25 protein-coding genes and 1 pseudogene are annotated in these 25520 nt (G+C 62.5%); 11 read left to right on the top strand and 15 right to left on the bottom strand.

The window, feature by feature from the left end; translation table 11 throughout:
• The first annotated feature begins 307 nt into the window (after positions 1–307).
• Both FJ942_RS08170 and FJ942_RS08165 read left to right on the top strand, forming a co-directional pair.
• Complete coding sequence (locus tag FJ942_RS08170) at positions 308–709, top strand: hypothetical protein (protein WP_140496513.1); 402 nt, start codon at positions 308–310, stop codon at positions 707–709.
• A gap of 421 nt (positions 710–1130) precedes the next feature.
• The gene (locus FJ942_RS08165; protein WP_140897464.1) at positions 1131–2057 is read left to right on the top strand and encodes a LysR family transcriptional regulator; all 927 of its coding nucleotides are present in this window, start codon (positions 1131–1133) and stop codon (positions 2055–2057) included.
• A gap of 255 nt (positions 2058–2312) precedes the next feature.
• Here the strand turns inward: FJ942_RS08165 and FJ942_RS08160 are convergent, their stop codons facing one another.
• Entirely contained in the window at positions 2313–4052 is a 1740-nt protein-coding gene (locus tag FJ942_RS08160) for an FAD-dependent oxidoreductase (protein ID WP_140557692.1), read from the bottom strand.
• 368 nt (positions 4053–4420) lie between these two features.
• Here FJ942_RS08160 and FJ942_RS28830 point away from each other — a divergent pair.
• Positions 4421–4755 (top strand): annotated as a pseudogene (locus FJ942_RS28830) (DDE-type integrase/transposase/recombinase); the annotation flags it as partial.
• Positions 4756–4893: 138 nt separating this feature from the next.
• Here FJ942_RS28830 and FJ942_RS08150 read toward each other — a convergent pair.
• The 9 genes from FJ942_RS08150 to FJ942_RS08110 form a co-directional block, all read right to left on the bottom strand.
• Positions 4894–5544 (bottom strand): prepilin-type N-terminal cleavage/methylation domain-containing protein, encoded by a 651-nt coding sequence (locus FJ942_RS08150; protein ID WP_140496507.1) that lies wholly within the window; start codon positions 5542–5544, stop codon positions 4894–4896.
• The gene (locus tag FJ942_RS08145) at positions 5541–5909 is read right to left on the bottom strand and encodes a prepilin-type N-terminal cleavage/methylation domain-containing protein (RefSeq protein WP_140524045.1); all 369 of its coding nucleotides are present in this window, start codon (positions 5907–5909) and stop codon (positions 5541–5543) included. Before FJ942_RS08145 ends, FJ942_RS08150 begins: the two co-directional genes overlap by 4 nt.
• Positions 5906–6325 (bottom strand): hypothetical protein, encoded by a 420-nt coding sequence (locus FJ942_RS08140; RefSeq protein ID WP_140557696.1) that lies wholly within the window; start codon positions 6323–6325, stop codon positions 5906–5908. Before FJ942_RS08140 ends, FJ942_RS08145 begins: the two co-directional genes overlap by 4 nt.
• Positions 6326–6362: 37 nt before the next feature.
• Positions 6363–6803 carry a type II secretion system major pseudopilin GspG gene (gspG, locus tag FJ942_RS08135; RefSeq protein WP_140496499.1) on the bottom strand — a complete coding sequence of 147 codons (441 nt, stop codon included), beginning with the start codon at positions 6801–6803 and terminating at the stop codon, positions 6363–6365.
• 12 nt (positions 6804–6815) lie between these two features.
• Positions 6816–8135, bottom strand: coding sequence for a type II secretion system F family protein (locus tag FJ942_RS08130; protein WP_181169861.1), 1320 nt, complete (start codon positions 8133–8135; stop codon positions 6816–6818).
• A gap of 10 nt (positions 8136–8145) precedes the next feature.
• Complete coding sequence (locus tag FJ942_RS08125; RefSeq protein WP_140496494.1) at positions 8146–8637, bottom strand: hypothetical protein; 492 nt, start codon at positions 8635–8637, stop codon at positions 8146–8148.
• A complete protein-coding gene (locus FJ942_RS08120) occupies positions 8634–9242 on the bottom strand; it encodes a GspMb/PilO family protein (protein ID WP_140496491.1) in 609 nt (202 codons plus the stop codon). The genes FJ942_RS08125 and FJ942_RS08120 overlap by 4 nt, the downstream gene beginning before the upstream one ends.
• On the bottom strand, positions 9239–10273 hold the full coding sequence (locus FJ942_RS08115) for a PilN domain-containing protein (protein ID WP_140670962.1): 1035 nt from the start codon (positions 10271–10273) through the stop codon (positions 9239–9241). Before FJ942_RS08115 ends, FJ942_RS08120 begins: the two co-directional genes overlap by 4 nt.
• A gap of 192 nt (positions 10274–10465) precedes the next feature.
• On the bottom strand, positions 10466–12268 hold the full coding sequence (locus tag FJ942_RS08110) for an IlvD/Edd family dehydratase (RefSeq protein ID WP_140496487.1): 1803 nt from the start codon (positions 12266–12268) through the stop codon (positions 10466–10468).
• A gap of 168 nt (positions 12269–12436) precedes the next feature.
• Between FJ942_RS08110 and FJ942_RS08105 the strand changes: the two genes are divergently transcribed.
• The 4 genes from FJ942_RS08105 (at position 12437) to FJ942_RS08090 (ending at position 17727) form a co-directional block, all read left to right on the top strand.
• Positions 12437–13765: a Re/Si-specific NAD(P)(+) transhydrogenase subunit alpha gene (locus FJ942_RS08105; protein WP_140897462.1), complete on the top strand. Its 1329-nt coding sequence runs from the start codon at positions 12437–12439 to the stop codon at positions 13763–13765.
• Positions 13765–14190 (top strand): NAD(P) transhydrogenase subunit alpha, encoded by a 426-nt coding sequence (locus tag FJ942_RS08100; protein ID WP_140512858.1) that lies wholly within the window; start codon positions 13765–13767, stop codon positions 14188–14190. The genes FJ942_RS08105 and FJ942_RS08100 overlap by 1 nt, the downstream gene beginning before the upstream one ends.
• Position 14191: 1 nt before the next feature.
• Positions 14192–15592 carry an NAD(P)(+) transhydrogenase (Re/Si-specific) subunit beta gene (locus tag FJ942_RS08095; protein ID WP_140512860.1) on the top strand — a complete coding sequence of 467 codons (1401 nt, stop codon included), beginning with the start codon at positions 14192–14194 and terminating at the stop codon, positions 15590–15592.
• A 395-nt stretch (positions 15593–15987) separates the two neighbouring features.
• Positions 15988–17727, top strand: coding sequence for a GspE/PulE family protein (locus FJ942_RS08090; RefSeq protein WP_140500966.1), 1740 nt, complete (start codon positions 15988–15990; stop codon positions 17725–17727).
• A 74-nt stretch (positions 17728–17801) separates the two neighbouring features.
• On the opposite strand, the gene FJ942_RS08085 is transcribed toward FJ942_RS08090, so the two are convergent.
• The 4 genes from FJ942_RS08085 to FJ942_RS08070 are packed head-to-tail and all read right to left on the bottom strand — an operon-like array spanning position 17802 to position 21082.
• Positions 17802–18527, bottom strand: coding sequence for a DUF3299 domain-containing protein (locus tag FJ942_RS08085; protein WP_140558626.1), 726 nt, complete (start codon positions 18525–18527; stop codon positions 17802–17804).
• A complete protein-coding gene (locus FJ942_RS08080; RefSeq protein WP_210243342.1) occupies positions 18524–19780 on the bottom strand; it encodes an FtsX-like permease family protein in 1257 nt (418 codons plus the stop codon). The genes FJ942_RS08085 and FJ942_RS08080 overlap by 4 nt, the downstream gene beginning before the upstream one ends.
• Positions 19777–20499, bottom strand: coding sequence for an ATP-binding cassette domain-containing protein (locus tag FJ942_RS08075; RefSeq protein WP_140500970.1), 723 nt, complete (start codon positions 20497–20499; stop codon positions 19777–19779). The genes FJ942_RS08080 and FJ942_RS08075 overlap by 4 nt, the downstream gene beginning before the upstream one ends.
• 1 nt (position 20500) lies before the next feature.
• On the bottom strand, positions 20501–21082 hold the full coding sequence (locus FJ942_RS08070; RefSeq protein ID WP_140500972.1) for a DUF2796 domain-containing protein: 582 nt from the start codon (positions 21080–21082) through the stop codon (positions 20501–20503).
• 606 nt (positions 21083–21688) lie between these two features.
• Between FJ942_RS08070 and FJ942_RS08065 the strand changes: the two genes are divergently transcribed.
• Positions 21689–21913 carry a hypothetical protein gene (locus tag FJ942_RS08065; RefSeq protein WP_140500975.1) on the top strand — a complete coding sequence of 75 codons (225 nt, stop codon included), beginning with the start codon at positions 21689–21691 and terminating at the stop codon, positions 21911–21913.
• 129 nt (positions 21914–22042) lie between these two features.
• Here FJ942_RS08065 and FJ942_RS08060 read toward each other — a convergent pair whose 3' ends face one another.
• Positions 22043–22852, bottom strand: coding sequence for an IclR family transcriptional regulator (locus FJ942_RS08060; RefSeq protein WP_140500977.1), 810 nt, complete (start codon positions 22850–22852; stop codon positions 22043–22045).
• A gap of 211 nt (positions 22853–23063) precedes the next feature.
• On the opposite strand from FJ942_RS08060, the gene FJ942_RS08055 reads away from it, so the two are divergent.
• The 3 genes from FJ942_RS08055 (at position 23064) to FJ942_RS08045 (ending at position 25387) form a co-directional block, all read left to right on the top strand.
• Positions 23064–23354 (top strand): DUF1330 domain-containing protein, encoded by a 291-nt coding sequence (locus tag FJ942_RS08055; RefSeq protein WP_140558623.1) that lies wholly within the window; start codon positions 23064–23066, stop codon positions 23352–23354.
• Positions 23355–23567: 213 nt separating this feature from the next.
• Complete coding sequence (locus tag FJ942_RS08050) at positions 23568–24113, top strand: TRAP transporter small permease (RefSeq protein ID WP_181165438.1); 546 nt, start codon at positions 23568–23570, stop codon at positions 24111–24113.
• Complete coding sequence (locus tag FJ942_RS08045) at positions 24110–25387, top strand: TRAP transporter large permease subunit (protein ID WP_140560829.1); 1278 nt, start codon at positions 24110–24112, stop codon at positions 25385–25387. Before FJ942_RS08050 ends, FJ942_RS08045 begins: the two co-directional genes overlap by 4 nt.
• Positions 25388–25520: the final 133 nt, after the last annotated feature.

Here is a 25520-nt window from a genome sequence, read left to right as displayed (position 1 = left end):
CAAATATCATGAATCCATCCAGCAAGCCCAATCGTTTGTCATTTTTGGTGGGCGATTTCCCATTGTTTGGCTCCATTGGAATTATTTTGACTGATTTTGACCGCATATGCTAATCAAATGTGGTCATCCTTGGTCAGGAGAAATTGAAAAACGAGCAGTTTTCGTCAAACATTAAACAGCAATGCCGGTCCCTGTGGGCTTCCGTTGCGAACCGGATTGGAGGAACCATGTCTTTCTTGTCGAGCCTGAAATCGGCCGTCGTCGCTGCCGCGGCCTCGGATAGCAAGCGACCCGCAGGGAAGGCGAGATGATGGGCGCCAAGGCGAGGAATCCCGACGCCAAGCTCCTCCGGCTCGAAGCCAAATTCAACGCCGCGAGCGATCGATGGAACAAGGCGACGGACCGGACGGCGGCAGTTGAGGAGAAATTCGAAAAGGCGATTGACCGCCTCAAATCGCGTCTCATGTCGCGCATCGCAAAGGCGGAAAAGAAGGAGGAGAAAAGGGCAGTGGCCTTCGGCCGTGCGCTCGATAAGGTCATGAAGACCAGGGCGAAAACCATTGAAGGCCTAGCCGCGAAAGTGAGAGTTCGGGAACGCGACTATACCGATGCCGAGGATATCGAGATTGAAATCCTCAAAAGCCTGGTCGATGACATCAAGGCGATGGCCGGCGGCGTCACAGGAGAAACGAGCGGTGTAACCGATTGAGTACGGTGGCTAATTTTGCCACGATTTGACAATGGTCAGGTTGGGGAAATTCCCCACGAGGATGGGGTCCGCAAATTTGTGGATCCGGCACCCCTGCCCGAGCTGCGCTATGACATACACGACCTTGCCCCTTGGCTCGACAGCCCGGAATCGGCGATCTAGCCCGCGACGAACTTGTCGGAAAACTGGGCGATCGTTCGCGTCAAGGGCATTGCCGTTTGCCAGGGTTGGCAGGATCGAAGCCGCTATTCAAATGTCGTTTGCAGGTATAGCAAGATCGACCCGATGATAGACTTGGCCAAGTTTCCGTTTGGCGACTTGGCGGAAGATGGGACCCAATCTGGCGGAGGACCGCCAATGATCTTCATTTGAAATCCTTGCGGTCGATGTGATCTCGATATAACATTTACGCAATCCAGGCATGACCCCACCGCTCCACTCGATCATTTCCAGGCTCCACCTGAAACAGCTGCGGCTCCTAGTCGCGCTGGGCGAGCACGGCTCGCTTTTGAAGGCATCGCAGCAGGTCGCGTTGACGCAACCGGGCGCGAGCAAGGCATTGCAGGAAATCGAGACGACCTTCGGCACGCCGCTGTTCGTTCGCACCAACCGGGGCCTGGAGCCCAATGCCGTCGGCCATTGCGTGATCCGCTATGCGCGCCTGATCCAGACGGATCTCGCGCACCTGCGCGACGAGATCGTCGGAATCATGCGTGGCCAGGGCGGGCGGGTGGCGGCCGGCGTCATCATGGGCGCGGTGCCGCTGCTCACCGATGCCATCTCCGCGCTCGTTGCGCGGCAGGCCGACTTGTCCGTCGAGATCGTCGAGGACACCAGCGCCGCCCTGCTGGCCCAGCTCGACGCCGGCCGGCTCGACCTGGCGATCTGCCGCACGACCATCAGCCAGGCGCCGCAGGTCTACCACAGCGTGAAGCTCCAGGATGAAACGCTCGCGGTGATCGCGAACGTCGGCCATCCGCTGCGGCACGCGAAGAAGCTTACCCTGCAGGAGCTGGCGCCATACCGATGGGTGGTATACCGCGCGAACATGCCGATGCGGCTCTTGCTCGAACGCGAATACCGCGATTGCGGGATCCGGTTCCCGCAGCACCTGCTCGAGACGACCTCCGCTTTTGCGACGCTGGCGCTGCTGCAGGCCAACCCGTCCTTCGTGGCCCTGGTGTCGATCGAAGTCGCGCAGTTCTTCGCGCACCGGCAGATGACGCGCATCCTGCCGCTGGCCCTGGCGTCGCGAAGCGAGGCCTATGAGCTCGTCACCCGCAAGGGGGCGTGGGTTCCGCCCGCCGCCAAACTGCTGATCGACGAATTGGTCCATCGCCAGTCCTGAGCATCAGGTCGGCGCGACCGCGCCGGTCAGCGCTGTATCCGCCAGGGTGCCGCCGTCGCCCTGAAAAAAAGCATCGGAAGCGGCCCTGTGGCGGTGATCTCGACGGACCGGGGCACGAAGGCGGCCGGCATGGCCAAGTTCTTCATGCCGCCGGTGCTGGAATCACTGGCCTCGGGTCCGAGGAACAGGTAGTCCCGCCGGACCGAGAGGCCTGGCGGGACTCTGGCGGGACTATTGTTGAGAGCTGTAGTCCTGCTAATACGAACTGGAGGCTGCGTGCCTTCCTGCGATGATGCCCTGAGAGAGAGCTCGACCGTTCCCGTGCTGACTGAATCCGCCAGCAGCTTCGCCGGCGGCGTAGAGGCCGGGAATCACCTGAGAGGCATAGTCGAGGACCTGGCTTGAGCCGTTGATGCGCAGGCCGGACCGGGCGTCGTGGATCACCGGCGTCGACCAGGCGGCATAGAAGGGGCCCCGTTGGATCTTGTATTGGGGTGTCGGTTTGCCGAAGTCGGCGTCGGCACCCGCGTCAACAAAGCTGTTGTACCGCGTCACCGTTTCGACCAGGTTGCTTGCCGGCATCGGAACCCGCTGATGCGGCATGACGATCTTCTGTGCGAGTTCCTCCAGCGTGTTTGCCTGGAAGAAGAATCCATCGGGATCGACGAAGGGCGGCGCCACATTCCATCTCTGGCGGGCCACGGCATCTGCATCGAAGATGGCCCAGATCGGGCCACCGCCGTTGTGGCCGTCGCCGATTCCAGCCAGAGCGGCGTTGATCCAGTTTTGCGGGTTGTATGTGATGTTCTTGGCGTTCAGGTAGCTGCCCTGAGTGTACGGGTTGACCGAGCCAGCGCTGTTCGTCCCGAATTGACCTCCCGTTTCGTCGTAGAACCGCCTCCCGATCATGTTTACATGGATAACGTTCTGGTTGTTGACGTTGGCTAGTCCCGAAGCTTTCGCAAGGTGGAAGACAGGGCTATTGGGGCCCCACTGCAGGAACGAGTAGTTGTACCGCGTTCCGATGGCGGTTGGCTTGGTGATGTTAGTGCCGAACTCTCCAGTCTGGTTGTACGTGCCCGCGAGCGACGCGCCGACATTCAGCCCTGCGAGTATGCCGCTGGCGTCCTGGAAGGAATAGGGCTCGCCAGCGACGCCGCAGTACTCCGCGGTGAGCCGTGGGTCGAACTGTCGGCGGTATTCCACATTGCCGTTTCCGCCGCCACTCGCAATCACTACGCCCTTGCGTGCCTGAATGTTAACAAGGCGGCCCTGATTGGAGGCTACGACCCCGACCACGCCCGCTTTCGTCCGCAGCAGTGACTCCAAACGGTAATTCAGCAGGATCTTCACGCCACGCGCCTTTGCCGCGGCCTCCAGCGGATATATGAAGCCGGGCCCTTGAGACGTCGTCCGCTGTTGGCTCGCGGCTACCGGCAAGCCGGTCCGGACCGAGACGTAGTTCATGATCGCCGTATGCATCATACGGTTCACCGAGTTGCCGACCTCATTGCCGCCGACATTGTCGGGCCTGGATGTCGTCCACACGACGCCATGGCGGACCAGAAAGTTGTAAAGGTCGACGTTGACGTCGGCAAATGCCCGGATCAGCTCGCGATCGTTATAGCGGTAGCTCGGAAAGCCGTTCGCCTGGACGATGGACCAGTCGGTAAGGTCGCGATACAGGAGGTCTGGCGAGTCCGCGATGCCGGCCGCCATCTGGGCAGGGGTTCCGCCTCCCAGGGGAATGTTGCCTGAGCTGACGATGCCACGTCCCCCGATGTGCGGTTGCGCCTCGAGGACAATAACCGACGCGCCCGCCTCTGCGGCGGCGACTGCGGCCCCGAGGCCCGCCGAGCCGCAACCCACAACGACGATATCGGCTACGCGCGGGTCCGCGGCATTGGCAATGCTCGGCTGCAATATGCTGCTGGCCACCCCTGCGGCGGCGATTCCGGCGCCGGCCTTCAACAATGAGCGTCGGCTGACTGTCATTACGTTCTCCTCCTGATATTTTTAGACCAGCGCATTCGGGCCAGCGCATTCGGGATTGTTTGGATCTGGGCCTGAACAGCGAAACTCATTAATCGTGATCGCCGCAGAGACTTGGCCGGCCGGAGTATTGCAGCATTCGCTCGCGCCACAACTGAGAAGATGTGATCTCGGTATAACGTTTACTCAACCCAGGCATGGCCCCACCGCTCCACTCGATCGTTTCCAGGATCCACCTGAAACAGTTGCGGCTCCTGGTCGCGCTGGGCGAGCATGGCTCGCTCCTCAAAGCCTCGCAGCAGGTCGCGTTGACGCAACCGGGCGAGCAAGGCATTGCAGGAAATCGAGACGACCTTCGGTCGCCGCTGGGTTACGGCAGGCCGGAACGCATTGTCATCGACGGCAGCCAAACCAACCGCGAGGCGGTCATTTCCTGCGATGCTGAAAGCCGTCTGCGGGACCGCCCGCGACGTTCACCGAAGCCGATTCACATCCGCAACAGCAAGTACCTCAATAATTGGATCGAACAGAACCATCGACGCGTCAAGCGCCGCATCCACTCCATGTTCGGCTTCAAGTGAATGCGACCGCCGAGGTTATTCTCACTGGCATGGAGATGGTTCACATGATGCGCAGACAGCAGGCGAGGTTTGCCTACAATCCATCTCCCTCGATCGCCGAGCAGTTCGAGATCCTGGCAGCCTGATCAGCGACGCGAAAACAAAAGAACGATTTGCGACAGAGCCCGCGCGAATGTCGATAGCCAGCGGCAGCCTTGCGCCGTCTGCATGCCACGCTGTTTTGCAAGCCTGTTATCGGCGCCAATCGTACAGCCCTGCGGAGTTCAGAAGCCGATGCCGTAGCGCTGCAGACACGGCGCGAGCGCTTCGGCCGCGCCGCAACGCGCGGGCAGCTCGACGCGTAACCGCGCATAGGCCCATTGCCGCCAGGGACGCGGAGAACTGCCGGATATCTCGATACGGACGAGTGACGGCATGCGGTTGGTGCTTGTCCATTCGGGGCTGAGCGCGCCGTCCGGCCCGGCATAGCTGAACGAAAGCTTCAGATCGCCTCGCACCAGCGGAAGATCCTCCCCGCCCTCGCCCATCCTGTGATCGCGGCGGGCACGAATGAGGGCCTCGTCGGCTCCGGCCCGACCCATCGAATAGGTGATGTCATCAAGTCCCGCACGCGGCTCGTAGCCGAGCGCTGGGCGCTCGAAGGTGACCTCGTCGGCATGGCCGGTGAAGCGGATCGCAGCGGCTCCCTCCGGGTTGGAATAGCCGGGCTGCGCCGCCTCCAGATCCTCGACCATCCGGTCGAGAATCACCGCCACCGTGTCCTCCTGCCCGCCTCTGGCGATTATCCCCTGCCATTGGCGCAGCCAGGTTCCGGTGTAGAGTGCCAGCCCGCCAAACAACATCGTCGCAAGCACCAGCGAAGCCAATGCCTCGATCAGCGTGAAGCCGGCCCGAGCGCTGCGTTTCCTTGTCATTGCCGCTTGCCGAGGCGCACGGTCTGCATCGCGTCGTCATCCGATCCGTCGGTGCTGCGAACGGTGACGGAGTAAAGCTGCCATCCGGCGCGAGCCAGGGCAGTGCCGCGTTCGAAGCGGTACGGTTCCACGATGACCGTGAAGCCTCCGATCACGCGCCGGCCCGTTCGCAACGGGTTAAGGGTCATCGCCGCCGCCATGGCAGCCTGCATGCCGACACGGCGTTCGGTCGATCGTTCCAGACCCGCGAACGCACCTGCGGTGCCCGTGATCATGCGCGCGATCGGAACGATCAGCAGCACGGCGACGGCAAGCGAGGCCAGAACCTCGATCAGCGTGAAGCCGCGTCTGCGCCGTCCTGTCATTTCGGGCTCATTTCCACGCGGCCGGTCAACCAGTCGACGCGCAGTTCGATCTCCCGGCCGCTGGCGGACAGTGTCATGACGCCCCCACACGACCGTCCGTCGGCAAGGAAGCGCAAGGCTCTGGTTCCGCCTCGTATGGGACACCGGTCCGACGTGACCCAGTTCATGGCCACCCCATCCCTGATCGAGATCGGATTGGCGCCATCCACCTGGATGCGTTTGTTTCCCGGATCGACCCTCACGTCGGCGACGCTGCCCGTGGTCAGCGCCTTCGCTCTGCCCTTGCGGAACTCCCCGCTGACACGAACCGCCTCGCCAGAAAGCTCGGCAGCCCCGATGCTGGAACGCGGGCGCGGCATCAGCACGAAGGCCGCGAGAGCGACGATCGCAAGCGCCGCGACCACGTCGAGCAGCACGACACCGCGTTGCGTCCTTTTGCGGTTGCTGTTGCCCTTAGGGCTGGGCGGACACATTGGAGCCGCGCCCACCGGGCCCGTCGGTGGTGATGTTGAACGTCTTTCCGTCGCTTGCGTATCTGTATTCATGGCCCCACGGATCGAGCGGAACGGTCTCGCCGCGAACGTATGGCCCGTTCCAGACCTGGATGGTCGAGGGCTTGCGCACCAGCGCTCCCAGCCCCTCGGCCTGCACCGGATAACGGCCGACATCGATGTAGAAGATGTCGAGCGCGCTGGAAAACGCCTCGATCTGAAGCTTCGCCGCACGCACGCGCGAGTCGGACAACTGCGCGAGAACACGAGGACCGACGAGCGCCGAGATCAGGCCGATGATGGCCAGCACGACCAGCATCTCGATCAGCGTAAAGCCTGCCTCGCGGCGCCGGGCACGCTTGCGCTGCATGAGATTGGGACCAACTGCGAAATGAACGCTCATGCAAACAGCCTCCTAGCGGACCATGTCGTTGAATGACATGAGGGTGGACATGATCGACACGATCATACCACCGATCAAGATACTGATGGTTGCCACTGCCGCAGGGCCGACAAGCCCGACGATACGGGACAGCGAACGCTCCAGCCGCACTTCATAGAAGTCGGCGACACGATAGGCCAGCCCTGCGAGTTCGCCACTTTGCTCGCCGAGCCTCAACATGCGCACCGCCAGCGGGGGAAGCTGAAGAATCTCAAGCGCATGGCCAAGCCTATTCCCCTGCCTCAGCGCGTCGGACGCCTGCTGCGCGCGTGCCCGCGCGGCCTCGCCGTGGTCGACGGTATCGCTGATGAGCTTGAAAGCCACAGGAACCGCCACGCCGGTCTCGACCATGATGCCCAGGAGACGGGCGAAGCGCCCCGTCCGATAGCTCCCCGGTATCTCCGACAAAAGCGGAAGTTTCTTGGCGAAACCCCAAAGCCATGCCCAGAGAAGGCCCCGCCGCGCCGCCACGAACCCCAGCAATACGAGTATCGAAGCCGCAAGCAAAAGGACCAGCCCATAAGCGCGCAGGAAATTCGAGACCGCGAACATCACCACCATCAGCGTGTCCTTCTTGCCGCTCTGCATGAGCATCGGTTCGAACTGAGGAACGACCCCCACCAGGAAGAAGACCAGTACGCAGATCGTGCCGGCAAACAGGACTGCCGGATACCGCAGCGCCTCGCTGACTTTGGCCCGCAATGCCTCGAAATGCTGGCGCTCCTGCACGATGCGCGACAGGAGGGTGGGTAACTTGCCGGAGGTCTCCGCGACACGAACCATGGCGACCTGGAACGCCGGGAACAGAGCGGGCCAGGCTTCCAGCGCTCTGGAGAACGAGTTGCCCGACGCCAGGTCGGTGCGAATGCCGGCAACCACGGGCTGAAGCCTGCCGCTGTCGAATTCCTTTTCCATGATCGCCAGCGCTTCGTCGATCCGGATCCCCGCATTCAGCATGATCGACAGGTCGGAGAGCAGCCGCGTGACCTGCGACGCCGGTATCCGGGTCGAAAACAGCGGTGCGCGCGATGCAGACTGCCTCGGTTCGACACTTACCGGGATCAGCCCGCGCGCCCCGAGCTTCTGGACGGCATCGTCGGAATCGGACGCATCGATCCGCCCGAGTTCGAGACGACCCTCGCCATTCAAAGCCTTGTATGCGAATGCCGTGGAGACCATGGAGGCCAAATTTCCTAACTGTACGCCTCTACTGGAGACGTTCGTTCCTGATTGCTGTCTGTGAAAGAAACTCGCTCCATTAATCCCTGCCGGAGGCTCGGAATGTGCAACCACTCCATTTGGATCAACCCCCTGAAGGCGTGGGCACCGGCTCCTCCGGTGGCAACATTTGTTCACCGCTTGCCTCATCCGAAAACCGCAGCGAGGCGCGTCCTCCCGCTCCATCGAGCTTGACTTCGAACTGGCCGACTTCCTTCAGGGTCCAACCTTCCCGGCTTTCCCCCGTGCGCAGCGTGAAGGCCGCCATTTCGGCCGGGGTGGTGAAGGTCGCGCTGTTGAGCCTTTCCGACCGCACGATGCCAACCAATTGCCACTCGGGCGCCGCGGCAGGCGGGGGCTCGGGTTCCGGCTCGGGCTGCACGACAATAGGTTCCGGCTCGGGGGCACCGAACGCGATCGGGGCAGTCCGGTCCGGCGAGAACAGGGGCCGATCCCGAAGCGCCGCATAGTCGCTCACCTGGCGTTCCCTGACCGATAGCTTTTCTGCGCCGAAGGACAGGCTCGAAGAGGCCGCGATGGCGGCGAGCATCATTGTCGCGCCCAGCATGGTCATCATGACTGGGGTCCCTTCTCCCGGAAGGCCGACAGCATGACGTTCAGCGACAGCGGCCGATCCATGGAACCCGAGGTCTGATTTCCCCCCAGATCGACGTTTCGGTTCAACCGAAGCCTGAAGCTATCAACGACCATGACGGGCGAGCTTGCCTCGATGGCATACATGAGATCGGGCAGCGATTGCTCCATAACCTCGATATCGGCAGTTAAACGAATGCGTTCCAAAGACTCCAACTGAGGATCGCCTATATCGGCGACCTGACCGTCTGTGGGAACATCGACGCGCCGGATAACGGCACCCACGCGTTCAACGCGGTTGGAGAGCAGACTCTGGAATTCGGCCGAGACGAGCCCACTGGTTTGCGCATCGAGAAGAATCTTGCCCTCGCCGGGATCCAGAGCCTGGTTCGCGCCTTGGGGAACCGGGGAAGTGGACGCCTTGCTTTCGAGCAAGGCGGTACGTTCCTCATAGAGCGCCAGCGCGCCCGCCTCCGCGCGCCAGGACAGCAGCGTATCGGCGACGAGTACAAGAGCTCCGACGACCAGCAGGGCCATGACGACCAGGGATTGAAGCCGCGTGTCGCGCCACAGGGGTGTCGTCCTCATCGCAGCGAACCTCCCGTGCGGATGAGCGGGCGGGTATCGACCTCGAACTCCGAGGTAACGCCATCCTCGCCGCGCAGGGCCGATCCGACCAGCTTGCTGTCTTCGAAGCGACCCGATGATTCCAGCGCGGTCAGTACTTCGGGTAGGTCCTTGGTCCGGCCCGAGAGACGCATGCGGCCATTGGCGAAGGACACCTCAATGGCATAGGAATGCGTCGGCAAAACCTGAGCCAGGTCGTCCAATGCTCCCAGCGCGCTTATCGCGTCGTCCTTGATATTCCGCGCCTCCTGCTCAGGCGCTGTTTCAGCCTTGTCCGGAGTCGCCGCCAGCGCGATTGCCTGGCGCGCCTTCTCGGCCCGGATCTCGACGGCGGCGCGGCGCTCGGCATAGTTGTTCTGGATCATCGGCCGCACCGCCGGAGCCGTGACTGCAGCGACTAGGCTTACGCCCAGAACTCCGGCAAGGACAAACTTTATCCGGCCACGCGTGCCGGTGACCCGTTGCCGCTGTGTCAATACTTCCACGGCATCGCCTTCCGGAAACGGCGCCGAGATCACGACCTGGCGGGCCTCGGCCACATTCAGGCAGGCCAAGGCAGCAGCGACACGCGACCTCGGAACGATTGCGACGGCGACGGTGATCTGCCGCGCCTCACGGCTGATCCCGAGGACCCTGTGGCCGAAATAGATATCGGAAGCAGGCAATGGCGAAAGCGCGCCCATCCGCGACGTAACGATGCCTTCGACGTGGCTGGCAGCCTCCATCGGCAGTTCGATCCGGCGCGCGATCACCCAGCTCGCCGGGATGCCGAGATGGACCGCCTTTCCATTCACCGCGGCGCGCAATGCGGCCGGCGCCTGCGTGTCTGGAGAAATCAGTATCAACAGGGGTGCTGACGGCTTTCGGCTGGTCGCCGGCTCGATTTCAAACGCGCTCCCATCGTCCGCGACCCGCGCGACCACGCGGCTGCTGGATTTGACGCGCGCAAGTTCATCCAGCAGGGAGGCCGGTCCCGCGATCCAGTCATCCAAGCCGCGGATCGCCGCGGTGAAAGGATAAGCCATTCCGGTCAAACCCCAGAGCAGAAGCCGGCACCGGATCCGGAGTTCCGTCGCCCGCGTGAATACAAATCATAGCGCATCTTCAGGCCCTAATTCCAGATCAGTCACAGTTCTTCGCCAATCGAGCACCGATCTTGAACGCAGGCCCAAGTAGGAACTGTCCTAATGATTGTCGCGCGGCAGGCCGCTGGTGACGGCGATGTTCTGGTACTTCACCGCCGGCTTCAGAACCATTCCCTCGGACAACTGGTCAACCATTGACCGCTGGATCTCCTGCCAGGGTGTCTGATGCTTCGGATATGCATAGCCGCCCTCGTTTTGCAGGTCGACGCGACGGCGCTTAATCTCGTCGTCCGACACGAGGATGTCGGCGGTCCCCTTGCGCAGGTCGATGCGTACCCGGTCACCCGTACGCAGCAGCGCAAGGCCACCACCGACGGCCGCCTCGGGCGAGGCGTTGAGGATCGATGGAGAGCCGGAAGTGCCGGACTGACGGCCATCGCCGATGCAGGGAAGCGAGTGGATGCCCGCCTTCAGCAGGTAGGCTGGCGGCTGCATGTTCACGACTTCGGCGCCGCCCGGATAACCGACTGGGCCGGCTCCGCGCATGAACAGGATGGTATTCTCGTTCAGGCCGAGTGACGGATCCTCAATGCGACGGTGGTAGTCTTCCGGACCGTCGAAGACGACGGCGACGCCCTCGAAGGCATCGGGGTCTCGCGGATTTGACAGATAGCGGTCGCGAAACTCCGGCGAGATGACCGACGTCTTCATGATTGCGGAATCGAACAGATTGCCTTTCAGGTTGATGAAGCCGGCATCCTTCCTGAGCGGATTGGCCACGGTACGGATGACCTTGCCGTCGAGATTCTCTGCCGCGGCGCAATTGTCGCCGATCGTGCGGCCGTTGACGGTCATGGCTCCAGGATGCGGCAGCAAGCCGGCCTTCATCAGCTCTGCCACCACGACCGGCACACCGCCCGCATGATGATAGTCCTCGCCGAGATATTCACCGGCCGGCTGGAGATTTACGATTAGCGGAACGTGGTGACCGACCTTCTGCCAGTCATCGACGGTCAGCGACACGCCGAGATGCCGCGCGATGGCGTTGAGGTGGATCGGCGCATTGGTCGAGCCGCCGATGGCAGAATTGACGACGATGGCGTTCTCGAAGGCTTGCCGCGTCATGATGTCGGAGGGTTTCAAGTCCTCGCGCACCATGTCGACGATGCGCTTGCCGGTTTGGTAGGCGATCTGGCCGCGCTCGCGATAGGGTGCTGGAATGGCGGCGGAGCCCGGCAACTGCATGCCGAGCGCCTCGGCCAGCGAGTTCATCGTCGTCGCCGTGCCCATCGTGTTGCAGTAGCCGACGGACGGCGCCGATGAAGCGACGATGTCCATGAACTGGTCGTAGTCGATCTCTCCTGCCGCCAGCCTTTCGCGTGACTTCCACACGACCGTGCCGGAGCCGGTGCGTTCGCCCTTGTGCCAGCCGTTCAGCATCGGGCCGACGGACAGCGCTATGGCTGGAATGTTGACGGTGGCCGCGGCCATCAGCAGCGCCGGGGTGGTCTTGTCGCAGCCGATGGTCAGCACGACGCCATCCAGCGGATAGCCATAAAGCAACTCGACGAGAGCGAGATAGGCGAGGTTGCGGTCGAGCGCGGCGGTGGGCCGCTTGCCTGTCTCCTGGATCGGGTGGACCGGGAATTCCAACGGCACCCCGCCGGCGGCCACAATGCCGTCGCGCACGCGCTTGGCGAGCTCGATATGATGCCGGTTGCAAGGTGACAGGTCCGAGCCCGTCTGGGCGATGCCGATAAGCGGCTTTCCGGACTGCAGTTCTTCGCGGGTCAGCCCATAGTTCAGATAGCGTTCGAGGTAGAGCGCCGTCATGCCGGGATTGTCCGGATTGTCGAACCACTCGCGCGAGCGTAGCCGCTTCGCACCATTGATCTTGGACATTTACACCTCCAGAACCGCCGTTTGGCCATCGATATGGCATCGGCAACTGGCGGACAAGTACCCTCAATCAGATATGTGGACAAATTGCCCATTTTGTGGATTGTAGTAAGATGTGAACGATACGGCAGGCGCGCAGATGCGCCGCGTGCCGGGGAGGGGTAGCCAAGCGTGAGCCAGATCATCTTCATTCCCGCCGAGGGCGGCTCGGGCGAACCCCGTGTCGCGGCGTCGCCCGATACGGTGAAGCGCATAGCCGCCCTTGGCTTCGACGTGGTGGTTGAGAGCGGAGCGGGCACACTGTCCCGCATCGCCGACGAAGACTACGCGAAGGCCGGTGCCACCATTGGTTCCGCATCCGATGCGGCCCGTGCGGATGTGATTCTGAAGGTGCGCCGGCCGACCGATGCGGAGCTGAAAAGCTACAAGTCAGGCGCTGCGGTCATCGCCATCATGGATCCGTATGGCAATGACGCCGCCGTCGCGGCACTGGCCAAGGCCGGGGTGACGGCCTTTGCGATGGAATTCATGCCGCGCATCACGCGCGCCCAGTCGATGGACGTCTTGTCCTCGCAGGCTAACCTTGCCGGCTACCAGGCGGTGATCGACGGCGCTGCCGAATATGACCGGGCGCTGCCGATGATGATGACGGCGGCCGGCACTGTTCCTGCCGCCAAGGTGTTCATCATGGGCGTCGGCGTTGCCGGCCTGCAGGCGATCGCCACAGCGCGCCGGCTCGGCGCGGTCGTCACCGCGACCGATGTGCGCCCCGCCGCCAAGGAACAGGTCGCCTCGCTTGGCGCAAAGTTCCTCGCCGTCGAGGACGAAGAGTTCAAGGCGGCCGAGACCGCCGGCGGCTACGCCAAGGAGATGTCCAAGGATTACCAGGCCAAGCAGGCGGCGCTGACCGCCGAGCACATCGCCAAGCAGGACATCGTCATCACCACGGCGCTGATCCCCGGCCGCCCGGCGCCGAGGCTGGTGTCGGCTGACATGGTCGCCTCGATGAAGCCCGGTTCGGTGATCGTCGATCTTGCGGTGGAGCGCGGCGGCAATGTCGAGGGCGCTGTGCCTGGCAAGGTCGTGACGACGGCCAACGGCGTCAAGATCGTCGGCTACCTCAACGTGCCGGGCCGCGTCGCGGCCTCCGCCTCGCTGCTCTACGCCAGGAACCTTTTTGCTTTCCTCGAGACCCTGGTCGACAAGGCGACGAAGACGCTTGCCATCAATCGCGATGACGACCTGGTCAAGGCGACCATGCTGACCGACGGTGGCAAGATCGTCCATCCGGCCTTCGCCAAGGCCGACCAGCAGCCGCCAAAGGGCCAATATATCGAACCGCCGGCGATCCCGGCCAGCACAATGGTCGCCGATGCTTCGGCGCCCAAGCAAGCCGCGCCTAGGAAAGCCGCGTCCAAGCAAGCCGCCGCATCCAAGCCCCCGCCGCCCAAGTCGCCCTCGCCAAAGTCGCCCTCGCCCAAGCCGAAAGGGACCGCGTGATGGATCAGACCTTGCAGAAAGCCCTCGACCAGCTCGACCAGGCAAGTGCCGCCGTCCGGCTGGCGGTGCAGAACCTGGCAAATGCTCCCGGCGGCGCCGAGGCGGCCGGTGACGCCGCGCACGCGCTGTCGGGCGGCGCCATCGATCCCTTCGTCTTCCGCCTGGCCATCTTCGTGCTGGCGATCTTCGTCGGCTATTACGTCGTCTGGTCGGTGACGCCTGCGCTGCACACGCCGCTGATGGCCGTCACCAACGCCATCTCCTCGGTCATCGTCGTCGGCGCGCTGCTTGCCGTCGGCATCGCCGCCTCCGGCGTCGCCGCGGGCTTCGGCTTCGTCGCGCTGATGCTGGTGTCGGTCAACATCTTCGGCGGCTTCCTCGTCACCCAGCGCATGCTGGCAATGTACAAGAAGAAGGACAAGTGACGTGACCGTCAATCTCGCCTCCTTCCTCTATCTGGTCTCCGGCATTCTCTTCATCCTGGCGTTGCGCGGCCTGTCGCACCCGACCACCAGCCGGCAGGGCAATCTCTACGGCATGATCGGCATGGGCATCGCCATCGCCACCACGCTGGCGCTGGCCACGCCATCGGCCGGACGCTTCGGCCTGATCGTGCTCGGCCTTGCCATTGGCGGCGGCGTCGGCGCCGTCACGGCCAGGCGCATCGCCATGACCTCGATGCCGCAACTGGTCGCCGCCTTCCACTCGCTCGTCGGCCTTGCCGCCGTGATGGTGGCGGCGGCCGCCATCTATGCGCCGGAAAGCTTCGGCATCGGCACGGCGGGCGACATCCACGCACAGGCGCTGGTCGAAATGAGCCTGGGTGTGGCCATCGGCGCCATCACCTTCACCGGCTCGGTCATCGCCTTCCTCAAGCTTGACGGGCGCATGTCCGGCAAGCCGATCATGATCGGCGGCCGCCATTTCATCAACATCGCGCTTGGCATCGCCTTGGTCGTGCTGATCGTGCTTTTGGTCACCACCGAATCGAAGCTCGTCTTCTGGCTCATCGTTGCCGCATCGCTGGTGCTGGGCGTGCTGCTCATCATCCCCATCGGCGGCGCCGACATGCCGGTGGTGGTGTCGATGCTCAACTCCTATTCGGGTTGGGCGGCCGCGGCTCTGGGCTTCACGCTCGGCAATCTGGCGCTGATCATCACCGGCGCCCTGGTCGGCTCGTCGGGCGCCATCCTGTCCTACATCATGTGCAAGGGCATGAACCGCTCCTTCATCTCCGTCATCCTCGGCGGCTTCGGTGGTGAGACCGCAGCCGCGGGCGCTGATGATGGGATCGAGCGCACGGTCAAGCAGGGCTCGGCCGACGATGCGGCCTATCTGATGATGAACGCGCAGAAGGTCATCATCGTGCCTGGCTACGGCATGGCCGTCGCCCAGGCCCAGCACGCACTGCGCGAGATGGCCGACAAGCTCAAGGCCAATGGCGTCGACGTCAAATACGCCATCCACCCCGTGGCCGGCCGCATGCCGGGCCACATGAACGTGCTCTTGGCCGAAGCCAACGTGCCTTACGACGAAGTGTTCGAGCTCGAGGACATCAATTCCGAATTCGCGCAGGCCGACGTCGCCTATGTCATCGGCGCCAACGACGTCACCAACCCGTCCGCGCGGGATGACAAGAGCTCACCTATTTACGGTATGCCGATCCTCGACGTCGACAAGGCGCGCACCTGCCTGTTCGTCAAGCGCTCGCTCGGCTCCGGCTATGCCGGCATCGACAACACGCTGTTCTACAAGGACGGCACCATGATGCTGCTCGGCGACGCCAAGAAGATGACCGAGGAAATCGTCAAGGCCATGGATCACTGAGATTGATACGCCCGGCAAGGCGATGAAGCGGGAAGGGCTCCAGCCACTCCAAGCCTGCTCATTCCAACGCGGCGCAGTCTGCGGCCCTCGGCTACGATCGTCACGGTCGCATGGGTCATGACGATTTCCCACCAGCTGCTGGCGGGCGTGACGCTTGCCTTGGTCGAGTGGGGTTCCGCAATATTGGCGGCGATATGTGGGTGTAGCGAAAGATTCTCAATCGCTACCTCGTGTGGCACCCGGTTCACCGTCTGGTGGGAGTAGAAGGGGCACGGGCTCTTGACACCCATACCGCACAGCCTTCTGGTCTGGCGCAGCTTTCCGGGGAACCGCCGGGTCCGGAATCGTACGTCAGGCAGACCGCTCTGCGGACTAAACCGACAGACGGATTCGGCATGCGCAAGCCGGCGTCCATCGTGCTCAAGGGTCAAGTGCGACAGGTACGTTCAATGAACCCACAGCTTACAGACTTACACTCGCTCTTGTCGTCCATGGCCGGTGCCGGACTGGCGAGCCGCGAGGCTACGCGGGGCCTTTTCGGTGAGAGCACGGCCTCGCGAGCCTCCGACCTGCACCGCCTGATCGAAGCGCAGATCGTCGACGCCGATGCCCTCGCAGGCTTCCTGTCGTCCTATTATGGCGTGCGGCTTCTCGACCGGCACCAACTCGCCGACTACAGGCCCGTCGCGCAGAATCTCTCAAACCGATTTCTTGTGGAGAACTGGATCGCGCCGCTCACGGCGCCTGACGGGAGCGCCGTCATAGGGGTTCTCCACCCTGGAGACGCAGACCCGATAGAGGCGCTGCGATCCGTTCTCGACGGTGACGTCGAGGTCTGCGTGGTTCCCGCACCCGACCTGGAATCCTGCTTGGAACGTCTTTCCGGCACCCAGGACGTTGCCCAGGCCACCGGCGAAGGAGCAACCTCCGAAGCGGCTATCGCAAGCCTGCGGGATCTCGCGAGCGGCGCGCCGGTTGTGGTTGTCGTCGACGACATCTTCCGGCGCGCGCTCGACCTGAGGGCAACCGACATCCACCTCGAACCGATGCGCGGACGGCTCGTGATGCGTTTCCGTATCGACGGCGTCTTGCGGATCATGCCTCCGCCGCCGCACGAAATGGGCGATGCGATCGTGTCGCGAATCAAGGTTCTCGCCGGCCTCGACATCACCGAGCGCCGCAAGCCTCAGGATGGTGCGATGCGCCTTCCCATCGGCGACCGCGAAGTCGAACTGCGCGTTGCCACCCTCTCCTCCATCCATGGCGAGACCGTCGTCATGCGCATCCTGCACCGCGACAGCGTCCTGCTCGATTTCGCGGGCGTGGGCCTGGATGACCAGGAACGGCAGACGCTGAACCGGCTCCTTGAGCACACCCACGGAATGATCGCCGTCGCCGGCCCGACCGGCAGCGGCAAGACGACGACGCTCGCCGCCGCGCTCTCGAAGCTAAACGATCCGGGCCGCAAGATCGTGACCATCGAGGATCCCGTCGAGTACCAGATCCCCGGCATCGTGCAGTCGCAGATCAACTCGGCGATCGGCATCACCTTCTCATCCGCGATCCGGACGTTCGTGCGACAGGACCCCGACGTGATCCTGGTCGGCGAGATACGCGACGGCGAGACGGCACGGGCCGCCGTCCAGGCAGCGCTCACCGGACACCTCGTTCTCACCACGGTCCACGCGAACACCGCGGCGGCGGCCTTCACCCGTATGCGCGACCTGGGTGTCGAGACCTATCTGCTGGTCGGCGCCGTACGCGGCATCATCTCCCAGCGCCTGTTGCGGCGGCTCTGCGATCACTGCAAGCAGGAAGGAATTCTTCCGGCCGAGACTTTCTCCTCCGACTCGCGTTACCAGGCCGTCGGGTTCTCCCAGGGCCAGAAAGTGTTCAGCGCAGTGGGCTGCGGCCGTTGCAACGGCACCGGGTATCGAGGCCGCATCGCCGTGTTCGAGATCCTGGTCCTCGAGGAGGCTATCATCGAGCTCGCTTCACAAGGAGCAGACCACTCCAGGATCGAAGCGCTCGCGCTGGAGCGGGGCATGAGCACGATGGCGCATGACGGTGCCAGGAAGGCAGGGCAAGGTCTCACCTCGCCGGCGGAGGTGCTCAGGGTCACCGGGTTTCGCTGAGCGCATCCATCCACGTCCGTGCCTGCCTCTGACCCGCGGACTGGCGGTTGGCATCGCCTCCGCAGGACTGGCCACTATTGCCCGCCACCTTCGCCTTGATAGGGCTCGATGCTTTCGCTCTCCAGGACGTAGCCCGAAGCAACTTCGCTTGAACCGTCCACAAAGGAGAGGTCTTTCCTTTCGGACTGCACGCGCATCGTGCCGGTTATCATCACGCCCTCGAACAGGGCCGCAGGCGCGTACGGAGCGGTGGATTTCAAGTAGATCACCTGGTTCGGCGGCGGTGGCGGCTCATGGATGCACGCACCGAAATAGGGGACCAGCAGGAACTCCGTCGTACCGTCCGGGTTAAAATCCAGGGGCAGCAGATAGCCGGCGATGGCTACCTGCGCCCCGTCCAACTTCTTCTCGGTGAGGGTTCCACGCCTCTCGATCTCCGTAGCCCAGGCGACGTATCGTTCGTAAAGCGCATCAAGATCGACGCCTTGCTTTGCAAGTTTCTCCCTGTCGGCGTCGACCCTTTTTTTGGCTTCGTCGCGCTGAAGGGCAAACTCTTCGCTCAACTCGCCCGACGGGTGACCTTTCCAGTATAGGACATTTCTCAGGGCCTCCTGCTGCTCAAAAGGAAGTTCGTCCGGGAAATTTGCCAGCGGTTCTGTCGGCGGGATCAGCATCTCCCATTTCAGCTGGGTTGCGGCCTCGCTGAATGCCGCGCCGCAGCCCGCGCCCAAAACGGCCAGGATGAGAGCGATGCAGCGCAACATCGACCTCGCGTTGCCGAGGAATCCGGAAGTCTTCATGTTCTCACCATCATGCCATCTGCGAGTGACATCCTGTAGGCGCGACAGGCCGGCAGGAACCCGGCGGCCATCCCGCCGATCAATATTGCCAATAACAACAGGGCATCGGTTGCGGATGGGGGCTGAATGCCGATGTCGATGCCGAACTGTCTGTCAACAAGCGGGCGGGCCACCACCAGGACCGCATAAAGTGCCGCCGTTCCTATTGCGATTCCCGCTACTGTCAGCAGTGTCGCCTCTCCGACAAGAAGTCCTGCAACCGTGCCGGGCTTTGCCCCCAGCGAGCGCAATATCGCGATCTCACGCCGTCGCTCGTTGAGCGTCGACAGGATCATTGCCGACAAGCCGAGCATCGAGGTCACCACGACCATCGCGGAGACGCCAAGCAATGCGGTCTCGGCGGTGGCGACCAGTCCCCACATCTCCTGCAAGGCGACCCCCGGCAGCACAGCCGAAAGAGGCTCGGCCCTGTACTCGTTCACGCCGCGCTGGAACCCGATGACTTGCAGGCGCGACTTCAAGCCGATGATCGCGGCGGTTACCGCCTTCGGAGCAATGGTCATCTGCCGCAGACGGTCGGCCGGTGTAACTTGTCCCGGGATCCGTGAACCGGACCGCCAGTCGACATGAATGGCCTCGATAGCCTTGAGACTGACATGGAGGGATTTGTCCACCGGCGTGCCGGTACGTGCCAGTATGCCGGACACGCGAAACGGGAGGTCGTCATGCTGCGGCCCAAGGGAGCCCGCACCGTGCGCGACAGTGATCTTGTCGCCGATGGAATAGCCAAGCCGGCTCGCAACATCCGAGCCGAGGACGACATCGAACAGGTCGTCAAAGGGTGCGCCTGCGGCAAACGTCAAGGCCTGGCCGCCGCGATATTGGAAGTGCTCGAAGTAATCCGGAGTCGTCCCGATGACGCGAAAGCCGCGATGGCTGTCGCCAAGTGAAAGCGGAATTACCCAGGCTACCTGCGGGCGCGAAACGATGTCTTCGTAGCTGCGCCAGGTGACATTGTTGGTCGCGTTGCCAATGCGGAACACCGAGTAGAGAAGGAGCTGCATGGCACCCGATCGGGCGCCAATGACCAGATCCGCACCAGACACGGTCCCGGCAAAGCTGTCTCGCGCGCCACTGCGCACCTTCTCGACACCGAGCAGAAGCATGACGCTGACGGAGATCGAAAGGATCGTCAGCAACACCGTGATCCAGCGGTTGCGCAGCGATTGCAGAGTGAGACGTGCGACAATCATGCCCGGGCTCGGCTTTTCGACGTTGTAAGGATGTCGTTGAGCTGGATCGCCCGCGTGAAATGCTGCGCCAAGCGGCGGTCGTGACTGACCATGATCAGAGTTGCCTTTGTGGCCTCGATCTGGCCGAACAGCAGGTCGAGAAAATCCTGCTGCCGATCGTCGTCGAGAGCCGATGTAGGCTCGTCGGCGACAACAATATCGGGGGAGCCGATGAGCGCCCGCGCCGTCGCGACGCGTTGCTGCTGACCGACGCTCAGGGTGGCCGCCGTCTGCTGCCCGATATCCGCCGGAAGTCCCAGGGCCGACAAGAGGCGCCGGGCTTCGCTCTCCGCGCCTCCCGCGGCCGTTGCGCGGGCGCGACGTTCCGGCGCGAAGCTGAGCGGTAACAGCACATTGTCGATGACGGCGCCGTAGGGAAGAAGATTGAACATCTGAAAGATGATGCCAAAATGTTCCGCCCGAAACCGATCGCGCCCGCTGCCGCTCAATTCGTCAAGCCGTTGCCCGAGGACTTCCAAGCGCCCAGCTTGCGCCAACGCGATGCCTGTCAGCAAGCTGAGGAGCGTCGATTTTCCGCTACCGGATGCGCCAAGCAGCAGAAGACGCTCACCGCGGGAAACTTCGAACTCGCCGATTGAGAGGCAAAACGGGTCTCGCGCGTTCCACCTGTATTCGACGCCGTGCAAGCGCACGGCGTCCGTCGCGGCGTCCGCGTTCATCTCATCTCTCCAGATAGCGCGCCTCGCGGGACACCTCGAAAGCGGTCTGTCCATTGGCATCGACGACCGTCACGCCGAGTTTCCAGGATCCGGCGAAGCGATCGAAGAAGGGGAAGTCGAGCCACGCGGCCTGGGCAGTATCCGCGCAGGCGAGAGCATAAGTTGCTCGGAACTCGGTGTGATGGGTCCCGTGCTCTTCAGAACCCGCGGCCTCACCAGCCTCCGCGGTAGCAGGGTGGTCCTCATGTTCTTCCGCGACGACTTTGACGTCGGCGGAGGTGACGGTGCACCCTGCGGAGTCGGGCATCGCGAAGAGCTTCAAGGGTTCCTTAAGGTCGGCGAGCGCGGTCTCGACGGCGCTCTTCTGCTCCGCGGTTTCAGCTTCGTGCTCAAACCCGACAATATCCATGCCAGGGGCAGCGAGCTCCATCTCAACATTGTTGGCCTCGAAAGCGATCGCCAATGTCCCGTGTCCATGAACATGTGGTCCAAGCTCTCGACGATCTTCTTCTGCGTGCGCCGTCGAAATAACAATAAACATGCCAGCGGCAAACAACGTCCCGGTGTGGTGATGCAATCCCATCTCTGTCTCTCCAGATCGATATGGTCATTAGCCGCCATAACAAGTGTCGGCGCGTTGCGCGACCGCGAGAAGCGGCAGTTCAGCCATCCATTCAAGCTCGCGAAGGGCCGCGGATGTCGTAGTGTGAAGAGAGTTCTCTGGTGTCCGGGCGCGCCGCAGTCGCGACCCAGTCGATCGCGTAGAAGGTGAGCTCGGAAAGGACATGAACTGCCGCAGGCGCCGGCAGTGCGGCTCCCATGGAGCCGATGATGCATATGTCACAACGGCCCTGGGACTTGTCGTCGTGGTGCCCCGACGCGGGCCCTTCTCCGGATCCTGCGAGCGACCGCTCGAAGCTGGATAAGAGCAAGCCGTTTCTATGCGTCGGGCCATCGATGTGTCCGAAAGCAAATGCGATATGGAAGAGCATGCCAAGCAATGTCACCCAGGCTATCGCCTGAGATCGTCGCAGCCATTCCGGCACAGTGAGTTCGCTTGGTGTCATCCTGGAGGATGTCCTGGTTCAAGACATGTGAGGAGGCCTGCGGGGCGCGCCGCTGAAGGTCTTGAGATACTCGGCTTAGTTGATTCGTCGAGAGCGTCGTGTGCCCTGTGACGGTTGTAGCGGTGGGCGAAGGCATTGACGAAGGGCTGCCGCTTGTCGATCTGGTGCGGCAAGTCTCGCGGCAGGATCGAAGCGGCGATTTCGAGGTGTGCGTCTGGCTTTTTCTCTCGCTTCTTGCCAATGGCTGCTGGCACGTTGGCCTCCCAATCCGCGAGCATGTCTTCGAGGCATGCTTCAACGAGCTTGTTGTGGGCCCCTTCGGGCCTGCCTGCCGGGTTCCGGACTGACCTGGCTTGAACGGCCCCCAAGGCTGTTTCGGTGCTGTTGGATCAGCCATCTTCCTCAGCGTCGAATGATAGCGATGCCGTTAAAGCGGTACGTCGATGGTGGCGATGGACGCGGTGGCGCGCCCGGCGCTACACCATCCTGGACAATTCGCCACTGATCTGTTTCGCCGTTTGACGCACCAGCCTTGCGCAGAGCTCGTGGCGCCGAGCGTCGTGCCGGTACACCGGCATGCTGATGCTGACCGCTCCGATCGGTTCCCCCGAACGATTGAAGATCGGGCTGCCGAGACAGCGGATATCCGGTTCGTTCTCCTCGTCATCGAACGCGAACCCTTGCTCGCGCGTCCGCTTCAACTCATCGAACAGCGCTTCGGGTGTCGTGAACGTCTTGGCGGTATGGCGTCTCAGATCCAGGCTCTTGATGACTTCCAACAGCCGCTGGTCTGGCAGACCAGACAGCCACGCCTTACCCACGGATGTCGAGTGAAGTTCAACCTGGCCGCCAATGCTGGTTTTCATCTGAACCCTGCTGGAGCCCACCAACTTGTCTATGTAGACCATCCGGTTGTTGCTGGGCACCGCAAGGTGAACCGCCTCATCGGTTGCGTCGCGGAGCGAAACCAGAAAATCCCTGGCGATCGTCCGCAAGTCGGAGTCCTCCCAGGTCTTGGCAGCAAGCTGGAGGAGGCGCGGCCCCAAGCGGAACGTTCCACCCTCTCCCGACTGTGTGATGAGTCCCTCCGCCGTGAGCGCCGAAACGAGACGGTAGACCGTCCCCCGGGGAAATGGCGCGCACTTTGTCAGTTGGGCAATGTCCAAGGTTCCAGGGGCATCCGCGATGATCTGCAGCACCGTGATGAACTTCGAGAACGAGGCCGCTCCCTGCACGTGAGTAGAAGCTCTCTCATCGGCTTCGTCCTGGAGCTCACTTAGGCCCATGGCGCATCTCCTTGCAAGCTTGACAACGAAACATGGTGGTACTACACGCTTTTGGACAAGCTGTCCATATTGTAGTCAGCGTCGTAGTTTCGGTTCTAGCCGTGTGATCGAGGAGGATCAACGGCAAACGCACTTGTGGCGAATTTGAATGCATCGGGACGTCCGTATCTTCCGCGAGAGGGTATGGGAATTTCTGTGGGAGAGGAAGCAGATGACCAAAAAAGGATACTGGGTTGCAATGGTCGATATCGCGGACCATGAGGGCTATAAAGAATACATTGCCTTGAACAAGGCAGCGTTCGACAAATACGGGGCGTCCTTCGTCGTTCGCGCGGGAACGAGCCAGGTCATGGAGGGCCCTCACGCGAACCGCCTGGCGGTCATCGAGTTCAAGGACTACGAGACCGCTCTCGCCTGCTACAACTCTCCAGAGTATCAGACGGCGATCAAGGCCCGCGAGAAGCATGCCAAGGCACATCTGGCCGTGGTGGAAGGTGTCTGACACCGGAAGCTCGCCCGGGACCTCCTACTGGTTGGAGGGATCGTTGGCTTTACCCCTGCGCTGTTCGACCGGATGAGCAGGACAGGCCTTCATCACGCGATTGGGTGTTTCTACCCCATCAGCATGCTGGAGGCTCCCTGCTCACGGTCTGCGGATTCTCGTCAGAGTGCCGCAAGGATCGATGCATGCGCGCACAACCTTTTGGGAGCAGTTATGACCACGCCGTTACAGTGGCTTTTCAAGGCTTTTGACGTCTTCGTCGTCGTCGGCATGGCCGTCATCAGCATCCTAATCTTTACAAATGTCGTGCTACGCTACGGCTTCAGCTCAGGCATTCCGTTTGCCGTTGAAGTCTCCCGTGTGGTTCTCGTCTGGATCATCTTTATGGGATCCGTGGTGGCCCTAGCCAAGGGCGCGCATCTCGGCGTCGACTCATTGGTGGTCCGGTTGCCTCGCAGGGCGCGCTTCGTCTGCTTTCTTGTTTCATACGGCCTGATGCTCTGGTGCTGCTGGCTCCTGGCACAAGGCAGCTGGTCACTCACCGTGATCGAATGGGGCAACGTCCAAGCACTGTCGGGAATTCCCGTCGGGGCCATCTACGCCGCGGGTATCACCGCTGCCATCATGATGGCTCTGATCCTCCTTCTTGATCTGTGGCGCTCGCTGCGCGGCATCCTGCCCGCCCCATGGTCGGGAGCAGAGATCGATGTGCCGCCACCGGCCGTGTCCCCCGCGCTAGTTTCGGAGAAAACACCGTGAGCGGCTTGGTCTTCATAGGTTCACTCCTCGGTGCAATGGGCATCGGGATTCCCATTGCCTTCGCTCTGATGCTGTCGGGGGTTGCGATGATGCTGCTGATGGGAAATCTGGATGCTCAGATCCTCGCGCAACGGCTGGTCAATGGCGCGGACAGTTATCCGCTGATGGCGATCCCGTTCTTTCTCATTGCCGGCGAGCTCATGAACGCCGGCGGCCTCTCCCGCCGCATCGTGAACGTGGCCCTGGCGCTCTTCGGTCACATACGTGGCGGCCTCGGTTACGTGGTCATCGGCACGGGCTTGCTGATGGCCAGCCTCTCCGGATCGGCAATCGCGGATACGGCGACGCTTGCCGTCATGCTGATCCCTCTTATGCGCGATGCGGGCTACAGCATGAGTCGCGCCTCGGGCTTGATGGCGGCGACGGGCATCATTGCCCCCGTGATCCCGCCCTCTGTCGGATTCATCATCCTGGGCGTCACCGCAAACATTTCCATCGTCGGCTTATTCCTCGCCGGAATCGTGCCAGGGATCCTGATGGGGCTGAGCCTGGTGGTGACTTGGTGGATCGTCTCCAGAAAGGAAACGTCGGCGGTCCAGCCCAAACTCCCGCGCAGGGACATCCCGAAAGCCATTCTGACCGCCGGTTGGGCGTTGATGCTGCCGGTGATTATCCTGGTCGGACTGCGGTTCGGCATCTTCACCCCCACGGAGGCCGGCGTCGTTGCAGCCTTCTATGCACTGTTCGTGGGGCTGGTTGTTTATCGGGAGCTGACGCCGCGGCTGCTCTTTGACGCGCTGCTCGACGCCGGTCGAATGACGGCAGTAATCATGCTGCTGGTGGCAGCCTCCGTGGTCACCGGCTTCATGATGACGATCGCCAGTCTGCCCGCCCAGCTCGTTACTCTCCTCAGTCCTTTCATCGATATGCCGATCCTGCTGATGGCCATGATCGTTCTGGCGATCTTTGTCATCGGCATGGTGCTCGATTTCGCACCTTCGATCACCATACTGGTACCCATCCTCATGCCGCTCGTAACGGCGGCCGGGATCGACCCGATCTATTTTGGGGTCATGTTCATCATGACCGCCGCGGTCGGCATGATTACGCCCCCTGTCGGAACTGTCCTCAACACGGTGTGCGGAATCAGCAAAGTTTCAATGGGGTCGGCCCTGAGAGGTGTGTGGCCTTTCCTTCTGGCCGAGATGGTCCTCATCGTGCTGCTGGTTCTGTTCCCGGCATTGGTGACCGTGCCAGCGGGCTGGTTCCATTGAGAATCCCAACCGTGGAGGAGTTAGGCTGAACATTCGACGATGGCTTTGCCGCCCATGCGAGCAGGGCCTCAACGACGACGTCGGCGGGGCCCTGACGCGGGAGGAGTTGCAGCCGCTGGCGCAGGTCCATGTC

This window comes from Mesorhizobium sp. B2-4-2, from assembly GCF_006442845.1.
Classification (GTDB): Bacteria; Pseudomonadota; Alphaproteobacteria; order Rhizobiales; family Rhizobiaceae; genus Mesorhizobium.
This window is presented reverse-complemented; position numbering and strand designations above follow the sequence as displayed.

What these genes read in the sequence shown, in the direction of transcription:
- FJ942_RS08170 (WP_140496513.1), top strand. Translation starts at nt 308, where the DNA reads ATGATGGGCGCCAAGGCGAGGAATCCCGACGCCAAGCTCCTCCGGCTC.
- FJ942_RS08165 (WP_140897464.1), top strand. Translation starts at nt 1,131, where the DNA reads ATGACCCCACCGCTCCACTCGATCATTTCCAGGCTCCACCTGAAACAG.
- FJ942_RS08160 (WP_140557692.1), bottom strand. Translation starts at nt 4,052, where the DNA reads ATGACAGTCAGCCGACGCTCATTGTTGAAGGCCGGCGCCGGAATCGCC.
- FJ942_RS08150 (WP_140496507.1), bottom strand. Translation starts at nt 5,544, where the DNA reads ATGACAAGGAAACGCAGCGCTCGGGCCGGCTTCACGCTGATCGAGGCA.
- FJ942_RS08145 (WP_140524045.1), bottom strand. Translation starts at nt 5,909, where the DNA reads ATGACAGGACGGCGCAGACGCGGCTTCACGCTGATCGAGGTTCTGGCC.
- gspG (WP_140496499.1), bottom strand. Translation starts at nt 6,803, where the DNA reads ATGAGCGTTCATTTCGCAGTTGGTCCCAATCTCATGCAGCGCAAGCGT.
- FJ942_RS08125 (WP_140496494.1), bottom strand. Translation starts at nt 8,637, where the DNA reads ATGATGACCATGCTGGGCGCGACAATGATGCTCGCCGCCATCGCGGCC.
- FJ942_RS08120 (WP_140496491.1), bottom strand. Translation starts at nt 9,242, where the DNA reads ATGAGGACGACACCCCTGTGGCGCGACACGCGGCTTCAATCCCTGGTC.
- FJ942_RS08110 (WP_140496487.1), bottom strand. Translation starts at nt 12,268, where the DNA reads ATGTCCAAGATCAATGGTGCGAAGCGGCTACGCTCGCGCGAGTGGTTC.
- FJ942_RS08100 (WP_140512858.1), top strand. Translation starts at nt 13,765, where the DNA reads ATGGATCAGACCTTGCAGAAAGCCCTCGACCAGCTCGACCAGGCAAGT.
- FJ942_RS08090 (WP_140500966.1), top strand. Translation starts at nt 15,988, where the DNA reads ATGCGCAAGCCGGCGTCCATCGTGCTCAAGGGTCAAGTGCGACAGGTA.
- FJ942_RS08085 (WP_140558626.1), bottom strand. Translation starts at nt 18,527, where the DNA reads ATGAAGACTTCCGGATTCCTCGGCAACGCGAGGTCGATGTTGCGCTGC.
- FJ942_RS08080 (WP_210243342.1), bottom strand. Translation starts at nt 19,780, where the DNA reads ATGATTGTCGCACGTCTCACTCTGCAATCGCTGCGCAACCGCTGGATC.
- FJ942_RS08075 (WP_140500970.1), bottom strand. Translation starts at nt 20,499, where the DNA reads ATGAACGCGGACGCCGCGACGGACGCCGTGCGCTTGCACGGCGTCGAA.
- FJ942_RS08070 (WP_140500972.1), bottom strand. Translation starts at nt 21,082, where the DNA reads ATGGGATTGCATCACCACACCGGGACGTTGTTTGCCGCTGGCATGTTT.
- FJ942_RS08060 (WP_140500977.1), bottom strand. Translation starts at nt 22,852, where the DNA reads ATGGGCCTAAGTGAGCTCCAGGACGAAGCCGATGAGAGAGCTTCTACT.
- FJ942_RS08055 (WP_140558623.1), top strand. Translation starts at nt 23,064, where the DNA reads ATGACCAAAAAAGGATACTGGGTTGCAATGGTCGATATCGCGGACCAT.
- FJ942_RS08050 (WP_181165438.1), top strand. Translation starts at nt 23,568, where the DNA reads ATGACCACGCCGTTACAGTGGCTTTTCAAGGCTTTTGACGTCTTCGTC.